General features: G+C 58.2%; 15 protein-coding genes. All 15 read left to right on the top strand.

The window, feature by feature from the left end:
* The first annotated feature begins 48 nt into the window (after window positions 1-48).
* Complete coding sequence (locus tag WC600_07955; GenBank protein ID MFA4902665.1) at window positions 49-1,200, top strand: DegT/DnrJ/EryC1/StrS family aminotransferase; 1,152 nt, start codon at window positions 49-51, stop codon at window positions 1,198-1,200.
* A 476-nt stretch (window positions 1,201-1,676) separates the two neighbouring features.
* Window positions 1,677-2,912 carry an ammonium transporter gene (locus WC600_07950; protein ID MFA4902664.1) on the top strand — a complete coding sequence of 412 codons (1,236 nt, stop codon included), beginning with the start codon at window positions 1,677-1,679 and terminating at the stop codon, window positions 2,910-2,912.
* 15 nt (window positions 2,913-2,927) lie between these two features.
* Window positions 2,928-3,266, top strand: coding sequence for a P-II family nitrogen regulator (locus WC600_07945; GenBank protein ID MFA4902663.1), 339 nt, complete (start codon window positions 2,928-2,930; stop codon window positions 3,264-3,266).
* A gap of 336 nt (window positions 3,267-3,602) precedes the next feature.
* On the top strand, window positions 3,603-5,216 hold the full coding sequence (locus tag WC600_07940; protein MFA4902662.1) for an ammonium transporter: 1,614 nt from the start codon (window positions 3,603-3,605) through the stop codon (window positions 5,214-5,216).
* A 78-nt stretch (window positions 5,217-5,294) separates the two neighbouring features.
* Window positions 5,295-5,633: a P-II family nitrogen regulator gene (locus tag WC600_07935; GenBank protein MFA4902661.1), complete on the top strand. Its 339-nt coding sequence runs from the start codon at window positions 5,295-5,297 to the stop codon at window positions 5,631-5,633.
* Between the two features lie 105 nt (window positions 5,634-5,738).
* Window positions 5,739-6,770 (top strand): transporter, encoded by a 1,032-nt coding sequence (locus WC600_07930; GenBank protein MFA4902660.1) that lies wholly within the window; start codon window positions 5,739-5,741, stop codon window positions 6,768-6,770.
* Between the two features lie 121 nt (window positions 6,771-6,891).
* Window positions 6,892-7,074, top strand: a complete 183-nt coding sequence (locus tag WC600_07925; protein MFA4902659.1) for a hypothetical protein — start codon at window positions 6,892-6,894, stop codon at window positions 7,072-7,074.
* 57 nt (window positions 7,075-7,131) lie between these two features.
* The gene (locus WC600_07920) at window positions 7,132-7,326 is read left to right on the top strand and encodes a hypothetical protein (protein MFA4902658.1); all 195 of its coding nucleotides are present in this window, start codon (window positions 7,132-7,134) and stop codon (window positions 7,324-7,326) included.
* Between the two features lie 252 nt (window positions 7,327-7,578).
* Window positions 7,579-8,730 (top strand): 4Fe-4S dicluster domain-containing protein, encoded by a 1,152-nt coding sequence (locus WC600_07915; GenBank protein ID MFA4902657.1) that lies wholly within the window; start codon window positions 7,579-7,581, stop codon window positions 8,728-8,730.
* A gap of 4 nt (window positions 8,731-8,734) precedes the next feature.
* The gene (locus WC600_07910; GenBank protein ID MFA4902656.1) at window positions 8,735-9,190 is read left to right on the top strand and encodes a cyclic nucleotide-binding domain-containing protein; all 456 of its coding nucleotides are present in this window, start codon (window positions 8,735-8,737) and stop codon (window positions 9,188-9,190) included.
* 32 nt (window positions 9,191-9,222) lie between these two features.
* Entirely contained in the window at window positions 9,223-10,062 is an 840-nt protein-coding gene (locus tag WC600_07905) for an FAD/NAD(P)-binding protein (GenBank protein ID MFA4902655.1), read from the top strand.
* Between the two features lie 149 nt (window positions 10,063-10,211).
* Window positions 10,212-11,006 (top strand): oxidoreductase, encoded by a 795-nt coding sequence (locus WC600_07900; GenBank protein MFA4902654.1) that lies wholly within the window; start codon window positions 10,212-10,214, stop codon window positions 11,004-11,006.
* Window positions 10,996-12,285: a Ni/Fe hydrogenase subunit alpha gene (locus tag WC600_07895; GenBank protein ID MFA4902653.1), complete on the top strand. Its 1,290-nt coding sequence runs from the start codon at window positions 10,996-10,998 to the stop codon at window positions 12,283-12,285. Before WC600_07900 ends, WC600_07895 begins: the two co-directional genes overlap by 11 nt.
* A gap of 168 nt (window positions 12,286-12,453) precedes the next feature.
* Window positions 12,454-12,996 carry a hydrogenase maturation protease gene (locus tag WC600_07890; GenBank protein MFA4902652.1) on the top strand — a complete coding sequence of 181 codons (543 nt, stop codon included), beginning with the start codon at window positions 12,454-12,456 and terminating at the stop codon, window positions 12,994-12,996.
* Window positions 12,986-15,115 (top strand): acetate--CoA ligase family protein, encoded by a 2,130-nt coding sequence (locus tag WC600_07885; protein MFA4902651.1) that lies wholly within the window; start codon window positions 12,986-12,988, stop codon window positions 15,113-15,115. The genes WC600_07890 and WC600_07885 overlap by 11 nt, the downstream gene beginning before the upstream one ends.
* The last annotated feature ends 199 nt before the right edge of the window (window positions 15,116-15,314 follow it).

The raw sequence follows: 15,314 nt of genomic DNA, 5'->3' as shown, positions 1-15,314 counted from the left end.
GTCCTCAGCCCTTAGCCCCTCCCCCAAAAAATAACTCGGAGGTTCTACATGGCGACAATTCCCGTGGCCCGGCCCACATTAGGGGAAGAGGAGGCCGCGGCGGCCCGCCGGGCGATTCTGTCGGGTTGGGTGGTGCAAGGGCCGGAGGTGGAGGCCTTTGAAAAAGAGTTTGCCGCGGCGGTGGGGGCGCCCCTGGCGGTGGCCTGCTCCAGCGGCACCGCGGCCCTGCACCTGGCGTTTCTGGCCCTGGATCTGAGGCCGGGGGATGAAGTCATCACCGTTAGTTCCTCGTTTATCGCCACTGCCAACGCGGTGCGTTATGTGGGCGCGACCCCGGTATTTGTGGATGTAATGGCTGAGACCGGCAATATGGACCCGGCCCTGATCGAAGGGGCCATCACGCCCCGCACCCGGGCCATCCTGGCGGTGCACCAGTTGGGGATGCCTTGTGACCTTAAACGCATTCTGCCCCTGGCCCGGGAGCATAGTTTGCTGGTGGTGGAAGACGCCGCCTGTGCGGTGGGTTCGGAGATCAGCCTGGCTGATGACGTCTGGGAGCCAATCGGGCGTCCGCGCGGGGACTTGGCCACCTTTTCTTTCCACCCCCGCAAGATCATCACCACGGGCGACGGCGGCATGATCACCGGGTGTAATCCGGAAATCATGCAACGCCTGGCGCGCCTGAGGACCCACGCCATGTCGCTGTCCACCGCCGAGCGCCACGGGGCCGCCAAGGTGGTGTTCGAACAATATCTGGAGGTGGGCTACAATTATCGTTTGAGCGACATTCAAGGGGCGGTGGGCCGGGAGCAGTTGAAGCGTCTGCCAAACTTGATCGCGCCCCGGCGGCGGCAGGCGGCCCGGTACCAGGAAGGCTTATCCGACTGCCCTCAGGTGGCCCTGCCCAAAGAACCCGCCTGGGCCCGGAGTAACTGGCAATCCTACTGGATCACCCTGACGCGAGAGCGCCCCCAAAGCCAGGTGGAGGTGATGCAGGCGCTGCTCTCCAGGGGAATTCACACCCGCCGGGGAGTGATGTGCGCCCACCGGGAACCCGCTTACCGGGACGTCACGCAGCGTCATCCCTTGCCCGTCAGCGAATACCTGCAAGACCACAGTATTATCCTGCCCTCATACCCCGACATGACGGACGCCGAGCAGGATCAGGTGATCGATGCCCTGCGGGAAGTCCTGACCTAAAACCTGAAATCCGGACCGGGAGCCGGTGCGCAACGGCTCCCGCTTGGACTCCTCCAGCCCCGATTCACCCTATCCCGTCTTCCACCGTCGCACCCCTTCCGTAGCCGGACCATCGGTCATATGGGATTATTGCCCCATCCCAACCAGCTGCATAGTCTGGAACCGATATCCAGGACAAATAGAGCAGTAAGCCTGCCGGCCGATTGACGCGGTATCGGAGCAGGGGAAGCGGGATGGCGGCAAGCAACATTATTGTAATCATATTAGGCTACAATAATGTCCCATAATCTAACTATTATTGAAAATAGCTGCCCTAAATAATTCAATATTGTAACCATAATCAGTGATTAAAATACAATTATGTAAGTTTGTGATCATGAAACTATATATAACCTATTGAAACTACTTATATAAGAAATGGCACGGGAATTGCTTATAGATGGTAGCAAAAAATTCATTTGAGGAGAAATGGTATTATGAATGCGGCTGATACGGCCTTTGTCCTGATTTCCGCTGCCCTGGTGATGCTTATGACCCCCGGTCTGGCCTTGTTTTATGGCGGCATGGTGCGCTCCAAGAATGTCCTGGCTACCATTATGGAGAACTTCATCCTGCTGGGCGTGGTCGGCGTCCTCTGGGCGCTCTGGGGTTATAGTCTGGCCTTTGGCCCGGATGTGGGTCATATCATCGGTAACCTGGATTGGATCGGCCTGGCGGGCGTGGGGTTCGAGCCTTTTAAGGCCTACTCCGAAACCATTCCCCATCAGACCTTCATGATCTACCAGGCCATGTTTGCCATCATCACCCCGGCCCTGATCACCGGGGCCTTCGCCGAACGCATGAAGTTCAGCGCCTTTTTGGTGTTCATGGTCATCTGGGTCACCATCGTCTATTGTCCGGTGGCTCACTGGGTCTGGGGCGACGGCGGCTGGCTCAAGGGCCTGGGCGCCCTGGATTTTGCCGGGGGCACCGTTGTACATATCAATGCCGGGGTCGCCGCCCTGGCCGCCGCCCTGGTCGTCGGTCCCCGCCGCGGCTATGGTGGCTATGGCAATGGCACGGAAGCCTTCATTCCCCATAACCTGCCCATGACCGTGCTGGGGGCCGGACTCCTGTGGTTCGGCTGGTTCGGCTTCAACGCCGGCAGCGCCCTGGGCGCTAACGCCCTGGCCAGCTCGGCCTTTACGGCCACTCACCTGGCCACCTGCGCCGCCACCCTGGCGTGGGTCGTTGTGGAATGGATCTTCCGGGGCAAGCCCACCACCTTGGGCGCGGCTTCCGGAGCCGTGGCCGGACTGGTAGCCATCACCCCTGCGGCGGGCTTTGTGGGTCCCATGCCCGCCATCATCATCGGCATCCTCGCTGGCATTATCTGCTACCTGGCCGTCCTGGCCAAGCCCAAGCTGGGCTACGATGACTCCCTGGACGTGGTGGGCGTGCACTGCGTCGGTGGGATCGTGGGCGCCCTGGCCACCGGGCTGTTCGCTTCCAAACTGATAAACCCCGCCGGCGCCGACGGCCTGTTCTTCGGCAACCCCGGCCAACTGTGGACCCAGTTCATCGCGGTGCTGGTTACCGTAGTCTACTCATTTGTGGTGAGCTACATCCTCTTTAAAATCCTTGACGCCACCATAGGCCTCAGGGTATCAACGGATGATGAGGTGCGCGGCTTGGATATCAGCGAGCATCAAGAAACTGGGTACAGTCTGTAATTCGGGAGGTAAATTATGAAAAAGATCGAGGCGATTATCCAGCCCTTCAAGCTGGAACCGGTTAAGGAAGCCCTCCATGCCATCAGTGTCGAAGGCATGACGGTCAGCGAAGTCAAGGGTTTCGGACGGCAAAAGGGCATCCGGGAGGTTTACCGGGGTATGGAGTATCAGGTGGATTTCCTGCCCAAGGTAAAAATCGAGATCGTGGCTGCCGACGACAAGGTGCAGGCCATTATTGACACCATTGTTAACAAAGCCCGCACCGGCAGGATCGGGGACGGCAAAATCTTTGTTTATCCGGTGGGGGAAGTCCTCCGGATTCGTACTGGCGAAACCGGTGAAAGCGCCATTTAACGGAAATTCCGTAAACGGAGGGAGTCTCTTGCGCTCCCTCCGGCCTTCCTTCGGGCAGCACGCAGCCACACTCTGGTCTTGGGCTCCAACAGCTTCTTTTAACCTCTTAATTTCCTTATTTTATTCAATTCCATGACCAGAGGCTGGCGAATTTGGACCTGGCTGATAAAATGACATAAATGAACAACAATTATCGTTTAAGTTACATTAACGTAATATATAAAAAGTGGCTGATAGTACAATATATTGAAATAATTATGAAAAAAAGTGGCATAACATTTGCTTAACATTCACTATGAGCGCTCCTATAAAAACAATTAAGAGGGGAATATCACGGTGAATCATAAACGCGCAATGATCTTTATGGTGGTATGTTTAGTTGTCATGCTGGTATTGCCGCCGCTTTTGGTGTGGGCGGCGGACGAGGTGGCTCCGGCAGCGCCTGCGGCGGCGGCCGCCCCCGTCGTTACCGATACTCCTGATGCCGCAGGTACAGTGACCGGCAGCGCCAAGGACATTCCGGCCAAGGAAGCGGGCAAGCCCGTCTTGGCGGAAATTATGGACGCGGTGGGCCATAACAAAATCTCTATCAATATTGTCTGGACCCTGATCACCGGCTACCTGGTCATGTTCATGCAATTGGGGTTTGCTCTGGTTGAGACCGGCTTTACCCGGGCCAAGAACGCGTCCCACACCATGCTCATGAATTTCATGGTGTACGTTATTGGCATGTTGGGCTTCTGGATCTGCGGCTTCGCTTTTATGTTCGGCGGCGTGGGCCAGGTGGCAAACTTGGGCATGGTCGCCAATTTAGGCAACGAATTAACTCTGAATTTATTCGGCAAAGATTGGGGGATTATCGGGTATAAGGGGTTTTTCCTCAGCGGCGGGACTTATGACGTCTCGATCTTTACCCTGTTCCTCTTCCAGATGGTCTTTATGGACACCACGGCTACCATCCCCACCGGGGCCATGGCGGAACGCTGGAAATTCCTGGCCTTTATCTTCTACGGCTTTTTCATTTCAATGCTGATCTACCCCATTTTCGGCAACTGGGTCTGGGGCGGCGGCTGGCTGGCGCAACTGGGGACCAATGCCGGCCTGGGCCACGGCGCGGTGGACTTTGCCGGTTCCGGCGTGGTGCATATGGTCGGAGGCGTGACCGCTCTGGTCGGGGCCTGGATTCTCGGCCCCCGGATCGGCAAGTTCAAAAAGGATGGCACCCCCAACGCCATCCCGGGCCACCATATTCCCATGGGTATTGCCGGCGCTTTGATCCTGGCCTTCGGTTGGTTCGGGTTTAACCCCGGCTCCACCCTGGCGGGCACCGATCTCAGGATCGGCGTCATTGCCACCAATACCATGCTGGCTTCGGCCGGCGGGGCCTTATCAGCCATGATTTATATGTGGATGCGCTTCGGCAAGCCTGACCCCACCATGTGCGTCAACGGCCTGCTGGCGGGCCTGGTGGCTATCACCGCTCCCTGCGCCTTTGTGAGCGCCCCGATTGCGGTGCTCATCGGCCTCATCGCCGGCGTCCTGGTGGTGTTGAGCGTCTTATTCGTCGACGGCGTCCTGAAGGTTGACGATCCCGTCGGCGCGGTCTCGGTGCACGGCGTCTGCGGCGCTTGGGGCATCCTGTCCCTGGGGCTTTTTGCCGACGGCACTTATGGCGATAAATGGAACGGCGTCGAGGGCACGGTCAAAGGGCTGTTCTATGGCGATGCCTCCCAATTCTTAGCCCAGATCATTGATGTCGTGGCTCTCGTTATCTTCGTCTCCATATCGGCCTACCTCGTCTTTAAGCTGATCGATGTGATTATCGGCAACCGGGTCTCTGCTGAGGTAGAAATGGGCGGTCTGGATATCCCGGAAACCGGCGTGCTGGCCTATCCTGACTTCGCGGTAATTAAGGGTAAGCGGGAGGAAGCGGCCAATGGTCAGGCATAACTGGAGTCAACCTGCTCCCGGCCTGCCCAAACTAAACAACCCGGTACAGCCGGCCATCACGATGAGAGGAGAACCCGCATGAAGAAAATAGAGGCCATCATTCAGCCTTTCCGGTTGGAAGCGGTAAAAGAGGCGCTGCATGGGATCGATGTTACAGGCATGACCATTACGGAAGTAAAGGGTTTTGGTCGGCAAAAAGGGCTCCGGGAAGTCTACCGGGGCATGGAGTACCAGGTGGATTTCCTTCCCAAGGTGAAGATGGAGATCGTGACCTCCGACGACAAGGCCACCCTGATAGTGGAGACCATCAGCAAGACCGCCCGTACCGGCAGAATCGGGGATGGCAAGATCTTCGTCTATCCGGTGGCGGAAGTCCTCCGGATCCGCACCGGAGAAACGGGAGACGCCGCAGTGTGAGTTTATCGGGGAGGGAGGAGGAGAGCTCTTTTCCCGTTTTTTGTAGATAGGCGGTGATGCCATCGCCTCAGCGACACAACTATAACCAAGCAAGGAGAATATGGTATGGAGATTTCAGGGGTAAAGAGTAAAGGGTTTATGGGCAGGGGCTTGATCTTAAGCCTGATGGCCATGTTGGTTCTGGGTGGCTTGGGGACGGGGCTAGCTTCCCCGGCCCAGGCTCAGATAGCCGGTCCGCCTATTATGGGGCAACCGACGCCGCCGCCCGAGGAGAAGAAGGGAGAAACGGCTCCCACTACCTGTGGCCCCGTGATCAGCGACACCTGCATGCCCATTTCCACCGGCAAGTTCGCCATGCAAGTCTGGACGGCCATGTCCTTTTACCCGAACGCCCTTAACAGAGACTGGGAGAAGGTGGACCCCGGCGGAAAATTTCGTACCTTTTACATGCCGGTAAAGTTTACCTATGGCCCTATGAAAGACATGGAAGTTTATGTCATTATCCCTTTCATTACGAACTGGGCCTATGATGTGAAGGCCCGCGGCCCCAATGGCGAAAACTCCGCCAGTTACAGCGGCATCGGCGATATGACGGCCATCGTCAAATACAACTTGCTGCCGGAAACCGATTGGCGGCCGGCAGTGTCCGGGGTGGCGGGGTTTGCCAGCATTCCTACGGGTCATGCCTCCCTCCTCAACCCCGCGTTCTTAGGCCAGGATGCCATCGGCACCGGAGCCTTGACTTTCACCACCGGTGTCAACCTGTACAAATGGCTGAAGCCCTTCCTGCTTTACAGCAATATTTGGTTAAATAGTCCGGTCAACCTGTTTAAGATCGGGTCCGATCCCACCCGTAACGTCCGTTCCCGGGAGTATGTGACCTTCAACGTGGCTGCAGAAGTGCCGCTCTTTTGGAAATTTGTGGGCCTGTTGGAAATGTACAGCACCTGGACCTGGAACAACCTCCATACGATCCAGGGTTACCAAACCCCGCAAACCGTCATCGGCCTCCTGCCGGCGCTGGAATTCATAGCCACGGATAAATTGTCCTTGGCCGCAGGGTGTTCCTTTGACTTAGCGGGCAAAAACGGGGTCCAAAAATTCACCCCCATGTTGACCGCGCTGTATTATTTTTGATCCAGCGTTGGCTATCAGGAGGAGGAGGTATGTATGAATTGCCATAGATTCGGGACCATCATACCTCCTTTTACCCTGGGAAAAATAATTTTGATTTTTTTTGGCAAGGAGGAATTACGCCTTGCAACCAACTAAAGGAACCTGTTTTCAGGAGGGCGAGCGTTTTGCCATCGTGGAGGAGCTGGCCCCGATACGCTTCTTGAGCCGGGAAGAGTTTGAATCGCTGAAGGAAATCAACCCCAGGCTCATTGAAATGAGGGCCAGTGATATCCACTATCTAACGGAGCCCCCGATTAAAAGCTAGGTGTTTTTGCCCCACTGTCCAAGAGTGTGGACAGACGCCGGCCTGAAGAGAGACAAGATGATTTGGACCTTGTTGTCGTTCGGCATTATCCTCATATTGATCGCCGGGATGATGGTGGCTGCCAAACTGGCTGATAAGTCTAGCGGCCAGTCTCGGGAAGCCCTGGGAAATTGCCGCAGAGGAGCCATCAGATTGGCCGGCAATATGCATCCCGTAGCTGGCGCTATCTTAGTCCCCAAAGGGCCTAGATGACTTATGGCGTTGGCGCGATAGGCCCTGGTGTTTAAGCAGAGAAGATATCTAACGGTCACTTTCTTAACCAACCAACCTGACTCCTTCCAACACCGCCCGGGGGAGGGAGAGTGAACCGCTCTCCTTCCCCTATCTTTTTGCCTGGAAGAAAATCTAACCCCCCGCAGGTGCCCCTCCCGCTGCCCCGCCGGATGTTTGCTTGACGCTGTTTCCATCCCGACCTATAGTTACTAAAGATGCGGAGGGCCCTTTATGGCAACATCATCGTTGCAGGTTGGCGCGCAGGTGCGGGTGGAAGCCCGGGATTTCCAGCACCTGCTGGACGCCCTGAGCGACCGGGGCTATGAGGTCATGGGCCCCACCCTGGAAGACGGTCAACTCATTTATGGGCCGATTGACAAAAGTGTAGATTTGCCCGTGGGTTGGACCGCGGTCCAGGAGGCCGGGACCTATCGCCTGGAAAAACGCAAGACCCAAGCCTTCTTCGGCTTCGCCGTGGGCCAGCAGTCGTGGAAACAGTTTCTCTTTCCGCCCCACCAAACCTTGTGGCAGGCCGAGCGGCAGGGCCGCGGTTTTCGAATCATCCCTCAACCTGAAGAAGTTCCCCGCTACGCTTTTCTCGGAGTCCGGGCCTGTGAGCTGGCTGCTATGGAGGTCCAGGACCGGGTCTTTCTGAAGGGCGCTCATGTTGACCCCACCTACCGGTCCCGCCGGGAGCAAGCCTTCATCGTGGCAGTGAACTGCGCCCACCAGGATAAAGGCACGTGTTTCTGCGTCTCCATGGGGACTGGACCCCGGGTGACCACGGGGTTCGACCTGGCCCTGACCGAAGTTCTCCAAGGGGATGAGCATTTCTTTGTGGTGGAGCCCGGCACCACGCGAGGGGCCGATATCATCAAGGCAGTGCCTAAGCGCGCGGCCACCAAGGCTGAAGTTGATGCCGCGGACCAGGCGGTGGCGGCCATCGCCGGGAACATGGGCCGGACCCTGGACACCACCGGGATCAAAGACCTGCTCTATAACAATTATGAACATCCCCGCTGGGATGAGGTGGCCGCCCGCTGCCTCACCTGTGGCAACTGCACCATGGTCTGCCCCACCTGTTTTTGCCACACCCCGGAGGATGCCCTGGATCTGGGGGGGCAGGGGGCTGAGCGCCGGCGGCAGATGGATGTCTGCTTTACCGTGGATTTCACCTACCTGCATGGCGGCAGCATCCGCACCACGCCTAAGTCCCGCTACCGCCAATGGTTGACGCACAAGCTGGCCACCTGGATTGACCAGTTCGGCTGCTCGGGTTGTGTGGGCTGCGGGCGCTGCATCACCTGGTGCCCCGTGGGCATCGACATCACTGCGGAAGTTCGGGCCATCAGGACTTCCGCCGGCGAACCTGCGAAGGAGTAGCACCATGGAAACGCTAGCACCCATTCTGGCGGCTCATCCGTTTTTTAAAGGCTTGGATTCCCGTTATCTCAAGCTCGTGCTGGAATGCGCCTCCCGGGAGACCTTTAAGCCGGGAGAGTTTCTCTGCCGGGATGAGGGGGAAGCTACCAAATTTTACGTGATTCATCACGGCCGGGTAGCAGTGGAAATCTATCGGGCTCGCCGGGGTCCGGTCACCATCCAATCCCTGGGAGCAGGCGAGGTTTTGGGGTGGCTGTGGTTTGATAAGCCGTATCACTGGCATCTGGATGCCGAGGCCCTGGAGTTGACCCGGGTCATCAGCCTGGATGTCGCCTGTCTCCTCAACAAATGCAACCAGAACCATGACTTCGGCTATGAGCTCATGCGGCGCTATGCCCATTACCTGGCAGTGCAGTTTCGGGTGACCAAGCTACAACTTGCCGATATGTATGGCAAGTAAAATCACGGGCATGAGCCTCTACCGGGAAGCATATGAAAGCAAATTTGCCTGATCCCATGATCCCCACGCCTTTTGTGGTCCAAAAAGTGAAACGGGAGACCGCTGATACTTATACCCTGGACCTAACCCGCCCGGAGGGGCCGGCCAACTTTGCCTTTGCTCCGGGGCAGTTCAACATGCTCTATGCCTTCGGCGCCGGCGAAGTGCCCATCTCCATCAGCGGTGACCCGGCCCGGCCCGAGACTCTGGTGCACACCGTCCGGGATGTGGGCAACGTCACCACGGCCATCTGCCGCCTGAAGCCGGGAGACGCCCTGGGTGTGCGGGGTCCCTTCGGCGTGCCCTGGCCGGTGGCCCAAGTGGCGGGCAGCGACGTCCTGATCATCGCCGGTGGTCTGGGTTTGGCGCCCTTGCGCCCGGCCCTCTATGAGGTTCTCAACCATCGGGGCGAATACGGCAGCGTTGAGTTGATCTACGGCGCCCGGACCCCCAAAGACCTGCTTTACCCCAAGGAATTGGAGCGCTGGCGCGGCCGCTTCGACCTCAGGGTGCACGTCACCGTGGACGCGGCCGAAAACGACTGGCGGGGCAATGTGGGGGTGGTGACCAAGATCATCGGCCGGGCCCGGTTTGACCCCCCCAATACCGCGGCCCTAGTCTGCGGTCCGGGGGTGATGATGCGCTTCACCGTACTGGAACTGATACACCACGGGCTGAAGCCGGAGCAAATCTACCTGTCCGAGGAACGCAACATGAAATGCGGTATCGGCCTGTGCGGCCACTGCCAATGGGGGCCGTTCTTCGTCTGCAAGGATGGCCCGGTGTTCCGCTATGACCGCATCAAAGACTGGTTCGAACGGCGGGAGGTTTGATTCTTGGCATATCTCCTCATATTCATTCTCATTCTGATCTCTATTATTATCGGCATCTATCTGGGTGGCTATTTATCTAAATATTTGAAGGGTAGAAAAAAATAGACAACAATATTTTCAAAGAAGAAACGTCGAAAAAGAGTAAAGCTATGGGTGTAAAAATGACCCCCAAGAAAAGTAAGCCGAAGCTGTCCGTGTGGAAATTCGCTTCCTGCGACGGCTGTCAGTTGTCCCTCCTGGATTGCGAAGACGAGCTCCTCGCCGTGGCCGGCGAACTGGAGATCGCCTATTTTGTTGAGGCCTCCCGGGCCATGGTGAAAGGCCCCTATGATTTAACCCTGGTGGACGGCTCCATCACTACCCCCCACGACGCCGAGGTGATCAAGCATGTGCGCCGGGCTTCCAAGTATCTCATAACTATCGGCACCTGCGCCAACTCCGGAGGCATCCAGGCTTTGCGTAATTTTACGGATGTCAACGACTTCGTCAACGCGGTGTACTCCAAACCTGAGTATATCGACACCCTGAAGGAATCCACTCCTATTTCGGCCCACGTCAAGGTGGATTTCGGTCTGAACGGCTGCCCCATTAACAAGCATCAGCTCCTTGAAGCGGTGAGCCTCTTTCTGCAAGGGCGGCCCCCTGTGGCCAGATCGCACAGTGTTTGTATCGACTGCAAGAACCGGGGCAATATCTGCGTAATGGTGATGGGCACCCCCTGCCTGGGACCCGTGACTCATGCCGGCTGCGGGGCGCTGTGTCCGACCTACCACCGCGGCTGTTATGGCTGTTACGGCCCCAAGGAAACCCCCAACACCGCGGCCTTGGCCGCCTGGTTCAGTCAAAAGCTGGGCATGAGCGAAGCCAACTTGGTGCGGGCCTTCCGGGCCTTTTACGCCAACGCCCCCGCCTTTCGCCAGGAGAGCGCAGCCCATGACCACTAAAGCCATCACCGTCAAATATCTGGCCCGGGTGGAAGGCGAAGGCGGCCTGAACATCCAAATTAAGGATAACGCCGTCACCCGGGTGCAGTTGAAGATTTTTGAGCCGCCCCGCTTCTTTGAGGCTTTTCTTAAGGGGCGCAACTTCACCGAGGCCCCGGACATCACTTCCCGCATCTGCGGCATCTGCCCGGTGGCCTACCAGATGAGTGCGGTGCACGCCATGGAACGCGCCCTTAAGGTGACGGTCACCGGCCCCCTCCGGGCCTTGCGGCGGCTGTTGTACTGCGGCGAATGGATCGAGTCTCACGGCCTCCACGTCTTCATGCTCCATGCCCCGGACTTTCTGGGCTACCAGGACGCCATCGGCATGGCCCAGGACCACCCCGACACCGTGAAGATGGGGCTGCAGCTCAAAAAAGTGGGCAACGACATCGTCAGCACCCTGGGCGGCCGGGAGATTCATCCCATCAACATCCGGGTGGGCGGCTTCTATAAGGTGCCCCATAAGCGGGATCTGGCTCCCCTGGCAGAAAAACTCAAGTGGGCCCGGGACGCGGCCGTCAAAGCGGTGCGCTGGGTGGGCGGCTTTACCTTCCCGGAGTTTGAGCGGGATTACGAATTTGTCGCGCTGCGCCACGAGAGCGAATATCCCTTCAACGAAGGCCGGGTGGTGTCAAGTTGTGGGCTGAACCTCGAAGTCCAGGACTATGAGCAGCACTTCGTGGAAGAGCACGTGCCTTACAGCCACGCCCTGCACTCCACCATAAAAGAACGGGGCGCCTATTTTGCCGGTCCTCTGGCCCGCTACAACCTGAACTTTGACCGGCTCACGCCCCTGGCCCAGGAAACGGCCCGGGAGGCCGGCCTGGGGCCGGTCTGCAAAAATCCCTTTAAGAGCATCATCGTCCGGGCCGTGGAAACGCTTTACGCCGTGGAGGAAGCCTTGAGCATCATCGAGGCTTACGAACGGCCGGAGGCCCCCGCAGTCTCGGTTGAGCCCCGGGCCGCAGTTGGCTGCGCCGCGACCGAAGCCCCCCGGGGGTTGCTCTATCACCGTTACCGGATAGATACGGACGGCGTCATCCAGGAGGCCAAGATCGTGCCGCCCACCTCTCAGAATCAGGGGATCATCGAAGATGATCTGTTCCACTTCGTATCCCAGCGCCTGGATTTGCCTGACGAAAAACTTACCTGGCAGTGCGAGCAGATGGTGCGCAACTACGACCCCTGCATCTCCTGCGCCACCCATTTCTTGAAGGTCAAATTCGAGCGCCGGTAGCCCGCTGCGGAAAAAAATGGTGAAGCTGCTTGAGCGCCGGGAGGATCCTCCTTATCTTGATTGAGAAGAGGTTTTCCCGGCGCTTACTTTGCGGCACTGCCGCTCTGGGCGGCGTATCTTCCTGTAGGGGCGGGTTTCAAACCCGCCCCTACGATAATGCTTATCACCATGCATATCCGCCCCAAAACTCTTATTAAGGTTATCGGCGTCGGCAATGCCTGGCGGGGGGACGATGCTGCGGGTCTGATGATAGCCCAGCGCTTGCGGAAAGAAAATTTCGCCTATGCGGAGATTGCCGAGAGCCCGGGAACGGGCACCACGCTCGCCGACGCCTGGCAGGGCGCCCCCCGGGTAATTGTCGTGGACGCCGTGGTAGCCGGCGGCCCCCCGGGGGCCATTTATCGCTTTGACGCGCACGACCCCGCGGCCACCTTCCCGGTAGCCTCGCCGGCGTCTTCGCACGGCTGGGGAGTGGCTGAAGCCGTAGCCCTGGGCCGCCTTTTTCAGGAACTGCCGCCCGTTCTCATTATTTACGGGATTGAGGGGCAAAATTTTGCTCTCGGTGACGGCTTATCCCCGGCCGTGGCCGCAGCCATCCCGGAAGCGGCCCGGCGCATCGCCCAGGAAATTCAGGCTTGGGGAGAGCGGCAGACCGGCAAGGCCAAACAACCCTCTTGCCATATACCAGAAAGGCAAAATAATGGAACCTAATCCGCAGGATCTCAACGTCCTTTTTGCACCCCGCTCCGTGGCGGTCATCGGCGCTACCAACCGGCCCGGCAGCGTGGGCCAAGCGGTATTTGCCAATGTCTTTAAACACGGCTATGCCGGGGTCGTGTACCCGGTTAATATCAAAGCCCCCAGCGTCATGAGCGTCAAAGCCTTTCCCTCCGTTTTGGAGATCCCGGACGAGGTGGACCTGAGCATCATCATCGTCCCCAGCGCCCAAGTCCCTGCCGCCATGGAGGAATGCGCCCAAAAGGGCATCAAGGCCGCCATCGTCATCACCGCGGGTTTCAAGGAGTTGGGCGGCGCTGGTGTACAGCAGGAGCAGGAGGTTCTTAAAGCCGCCCGGGACCATGGCATCCGTCTGCTGGGCCCCAACTGCCTGGGGATCATCAACACTAACCCCGAGGTTTCCCTCAACGGCTCGTTTGCGCGGCTGATGCCCCGCGCCGGCAACATTGCCCTGGTGTCCCAAAGTGGCGCGGTAGGGGTGGCGGCCCTGGAGTACGCCCAAGGAGAGGAGATCGGCCTATCCAAGTTCGTGTCGGTGGGTAACAAGGCCGACCTCAATGAAAACGACTTTCTGGCCTATTTGAAAGATGATCCGCTGACCGACGTTATCGCGTTTTATCTGGAGGACCTTACCGACCCCAAGCGTTTCTTCCAACTGGCCCGGGAGATTACCGGCGAAAAGGGGAATAAAAAGCCCATCCTGGCTATCAAATCCGGCCGGACCGCGGCGGGGGCCCGGGCGGCTTCGTCCCATACCGGGGCCCTGGCCGGTTCCGATGAGGCCTATGACGCTCTGTTTGCCCAGTGCGGCGTCCTCCGGGTGGAATCCTTGGAGGAGTTGTTCGATTATGCCCTGGCGTTTTCCGCCCAGCCGCTCCCCAAAGGCAACCGGGTGGCCATCGTCACCAATGCCGGGGGCTTAGGCATTATGACCACCGACGCCGCGGTGCGTTACGGCCTGGAGATTGCCGAATTTGAGGATCAGACCGTGGCCAAACTTAAAGCCGGGCTTCCCCCTGCGGCCAACGTGCACAACCCGGTGGATGTTTTGGGGGATGCCCGTGAAGACCGGTATCGGATCGCCCTGGAGGGTGTGTTGAAAGATGCCAACGTGGACGGGGTCATCGTCATCTCCACCCCCCAGCTCATGACCAACCTGGCGGCCATCGCCTCTACGGTGGCCGAAGTGGCTCCCGTGTATAAAAAACCCACCCTGGTCTGCCAGATGGCACTGGGAGAAATCGAGGAGACTCTGGCCATCTGGTCCAAAGCTAAACTCCCCCACTACCACTTCCCTGAAGAGGCGGCCCGGGGCATGGGCGCCATGGCCCGCTATGCCGCCAATATTCACCGGGACCGGTATGATGTGAAGACCTTCGAGGACGTCGATCGCGGCAGAGTGAAAGCGGTGTTGGACCGCGTCAAAGCGGCCGGCCGCAAATTCGTCCTGGAGCCCGAAGCCCATGAAATCTTCCAGGCTTACGGCTTCCCGGGGGTCCCCTTTTATTGGGCCCATGATGCAGACCAGGCGTCTCAGGCGGCCACAGATATAGGCTATCCCGTGGCCTTGAAAATCGTCTCCCCCGATGTTATCCACAAATTCGACGTGGGCGGGGTGAAACTTAACCTGGCCAACGGCGAGGAGGTTCGGCGGGCTTTTGATGAAATCCGGGCATCGGTTACCCGAGCCCACCCAGGGGCCGACATCCAGGGCATGATGGTGCAAAAAATGATGCCCAAAGGCAGGGAGACTATCTTAGGGATGAGCCGGGATCCGCATTTCGGGCCGCTTTTGATGTTCGGCCTGGGGGGCACTTTTGTGGAGGTGTTCCGGGATGTCAACTTTCAGTTGGCCCCCATCTCCGAGGATTGGGCCCTGAAAATGATCCAGGGGCTCAAGGGCTACCGCACCCTGACGAGTTTTCGGGGCGAACCCCCGGCGGACCTGGCCGCCATCGTAGAATCCCTGGAGCGCCTCTCCCAGATGGTCCTGGATTTCTCTGAGCTGAAAGAACTGGATATCAATCCTTTTGTGGTGTTCGAGGCAGGCAAGGGGGCCGCAGCGCTGGACGCCCGAATCTTCTTGGGGTAAGATCGGTTTAAAAGGCTTGATCCATCACCGAGCTACAAAAGCTTCATTTGATCAACTTATTATTGCAGTCGCGCCAGAGCCTTTTGGCTTTCTCAAAACCATGAAAAATCCGGTGGGGCGGGCCTCCGTGCCCGCCGTAATCCTGGGTAATGCAGCGCGGTGTGCACACTATGTTAACTTTGAACCTTGAACCTTGAAC

It is taken from the genome of Desulfobaccales bacterium, from assembly GCA_041648175.1.
Classification (GTDB): Bacteria; Desulfobacterota; Desulfobaccia; order Desulfobaccales; family 0-14-0-80-60-11; genus 0-14-0-80-60-11.
This window is presented reverse-complemented; position numbering and strand designations above follow the sequence as displayed.

Coding starts and splice junctions, on each gene's coding strand:
- WC600_07935 (MFA4902661.1), top strand. CDS start 5,295: ATGAAGAAAATAGAGGCCATCATTCAGCCTTTCCGGTTGGAAGCGGTA.
- WC600_07885 (MFA4902651.1), top strand. CDS start 12,986: ATGGAACCTAATCCGCAGGATCTCAACGTCCTTTTTGCACCCCGCTCC.
- WC600_07915 (MFA4902657.1), top strand. CDS start 7,579: ATGGCAACATCATCGTTGCAGGTTGGCGCGCAGGTGCGGGTGGAAGCC.
- WC600_07890 (MFA4902652.1), top strand. CDS start 12,454: ATGCATATCCGCCCCAAAACTCTTATTAAGGTTATCGGCGTCGGCAAT.
- WC600_07930 (MFA4902660.1), top strand. CDS start 5,739: ATGGAGATTTCAGGGGTAAAGAGTAAAGGGTTTATGGGCAGGGGCTTG.
- WC600_07920 (MFA4902658.1), top strand. CDS start 7,132: ATGATTTGGACCTTGTTGTCGTTCGGCATTATCCTCATATTGATCGCC.
- WC600_07895 (MFA4902653.1), top strand. CDS start 10,996: ATGACCACTAAAGCCATCACCGTCAAATATCTGGCCCGGGTGGAAGGC.
- WC600_07950 (MFA4902664.1), top strand. CDS start 1,677: ATGAATGCGGCTGATACGGCCTTTGTCCTGATTTCCGCTGCCCTGGTG.
- WC600_07945 (MFA4902663.1), top strand. CDS start 2,928: ATGAAAAAGATCGAGGCGATTATCCAGCCCTTCAAGCTGGAACCGGTT.
- WC600_07955 (MFA4902665.1), top strand. CDS start 49: ATGGCGACAATTCCCGTGGCCCGGCCCACATTAGGGGAAGAGGAGGCC.
- WC600_07905 (MFA4902655.1), top strand. CDS start 9,223: ATGAAAGCAAATTTGCCTGATCCCATGATCCCCACGCCTTTTGTGGTC.
- WC600_07900 (MFA4902654.1), top strand. CDS start 10,212: ATGGGTGTAAAAATGACCCCCAAGAAAAGTAAGCCGAAGCTGTCCGTG.
- WC600_07910 (MFA4902656.1), top strand. CDS start 8,735: ATGGAAACGCTAGCACCCATTCTGGCGGCTCATCCGTTTTTTAAAGGC.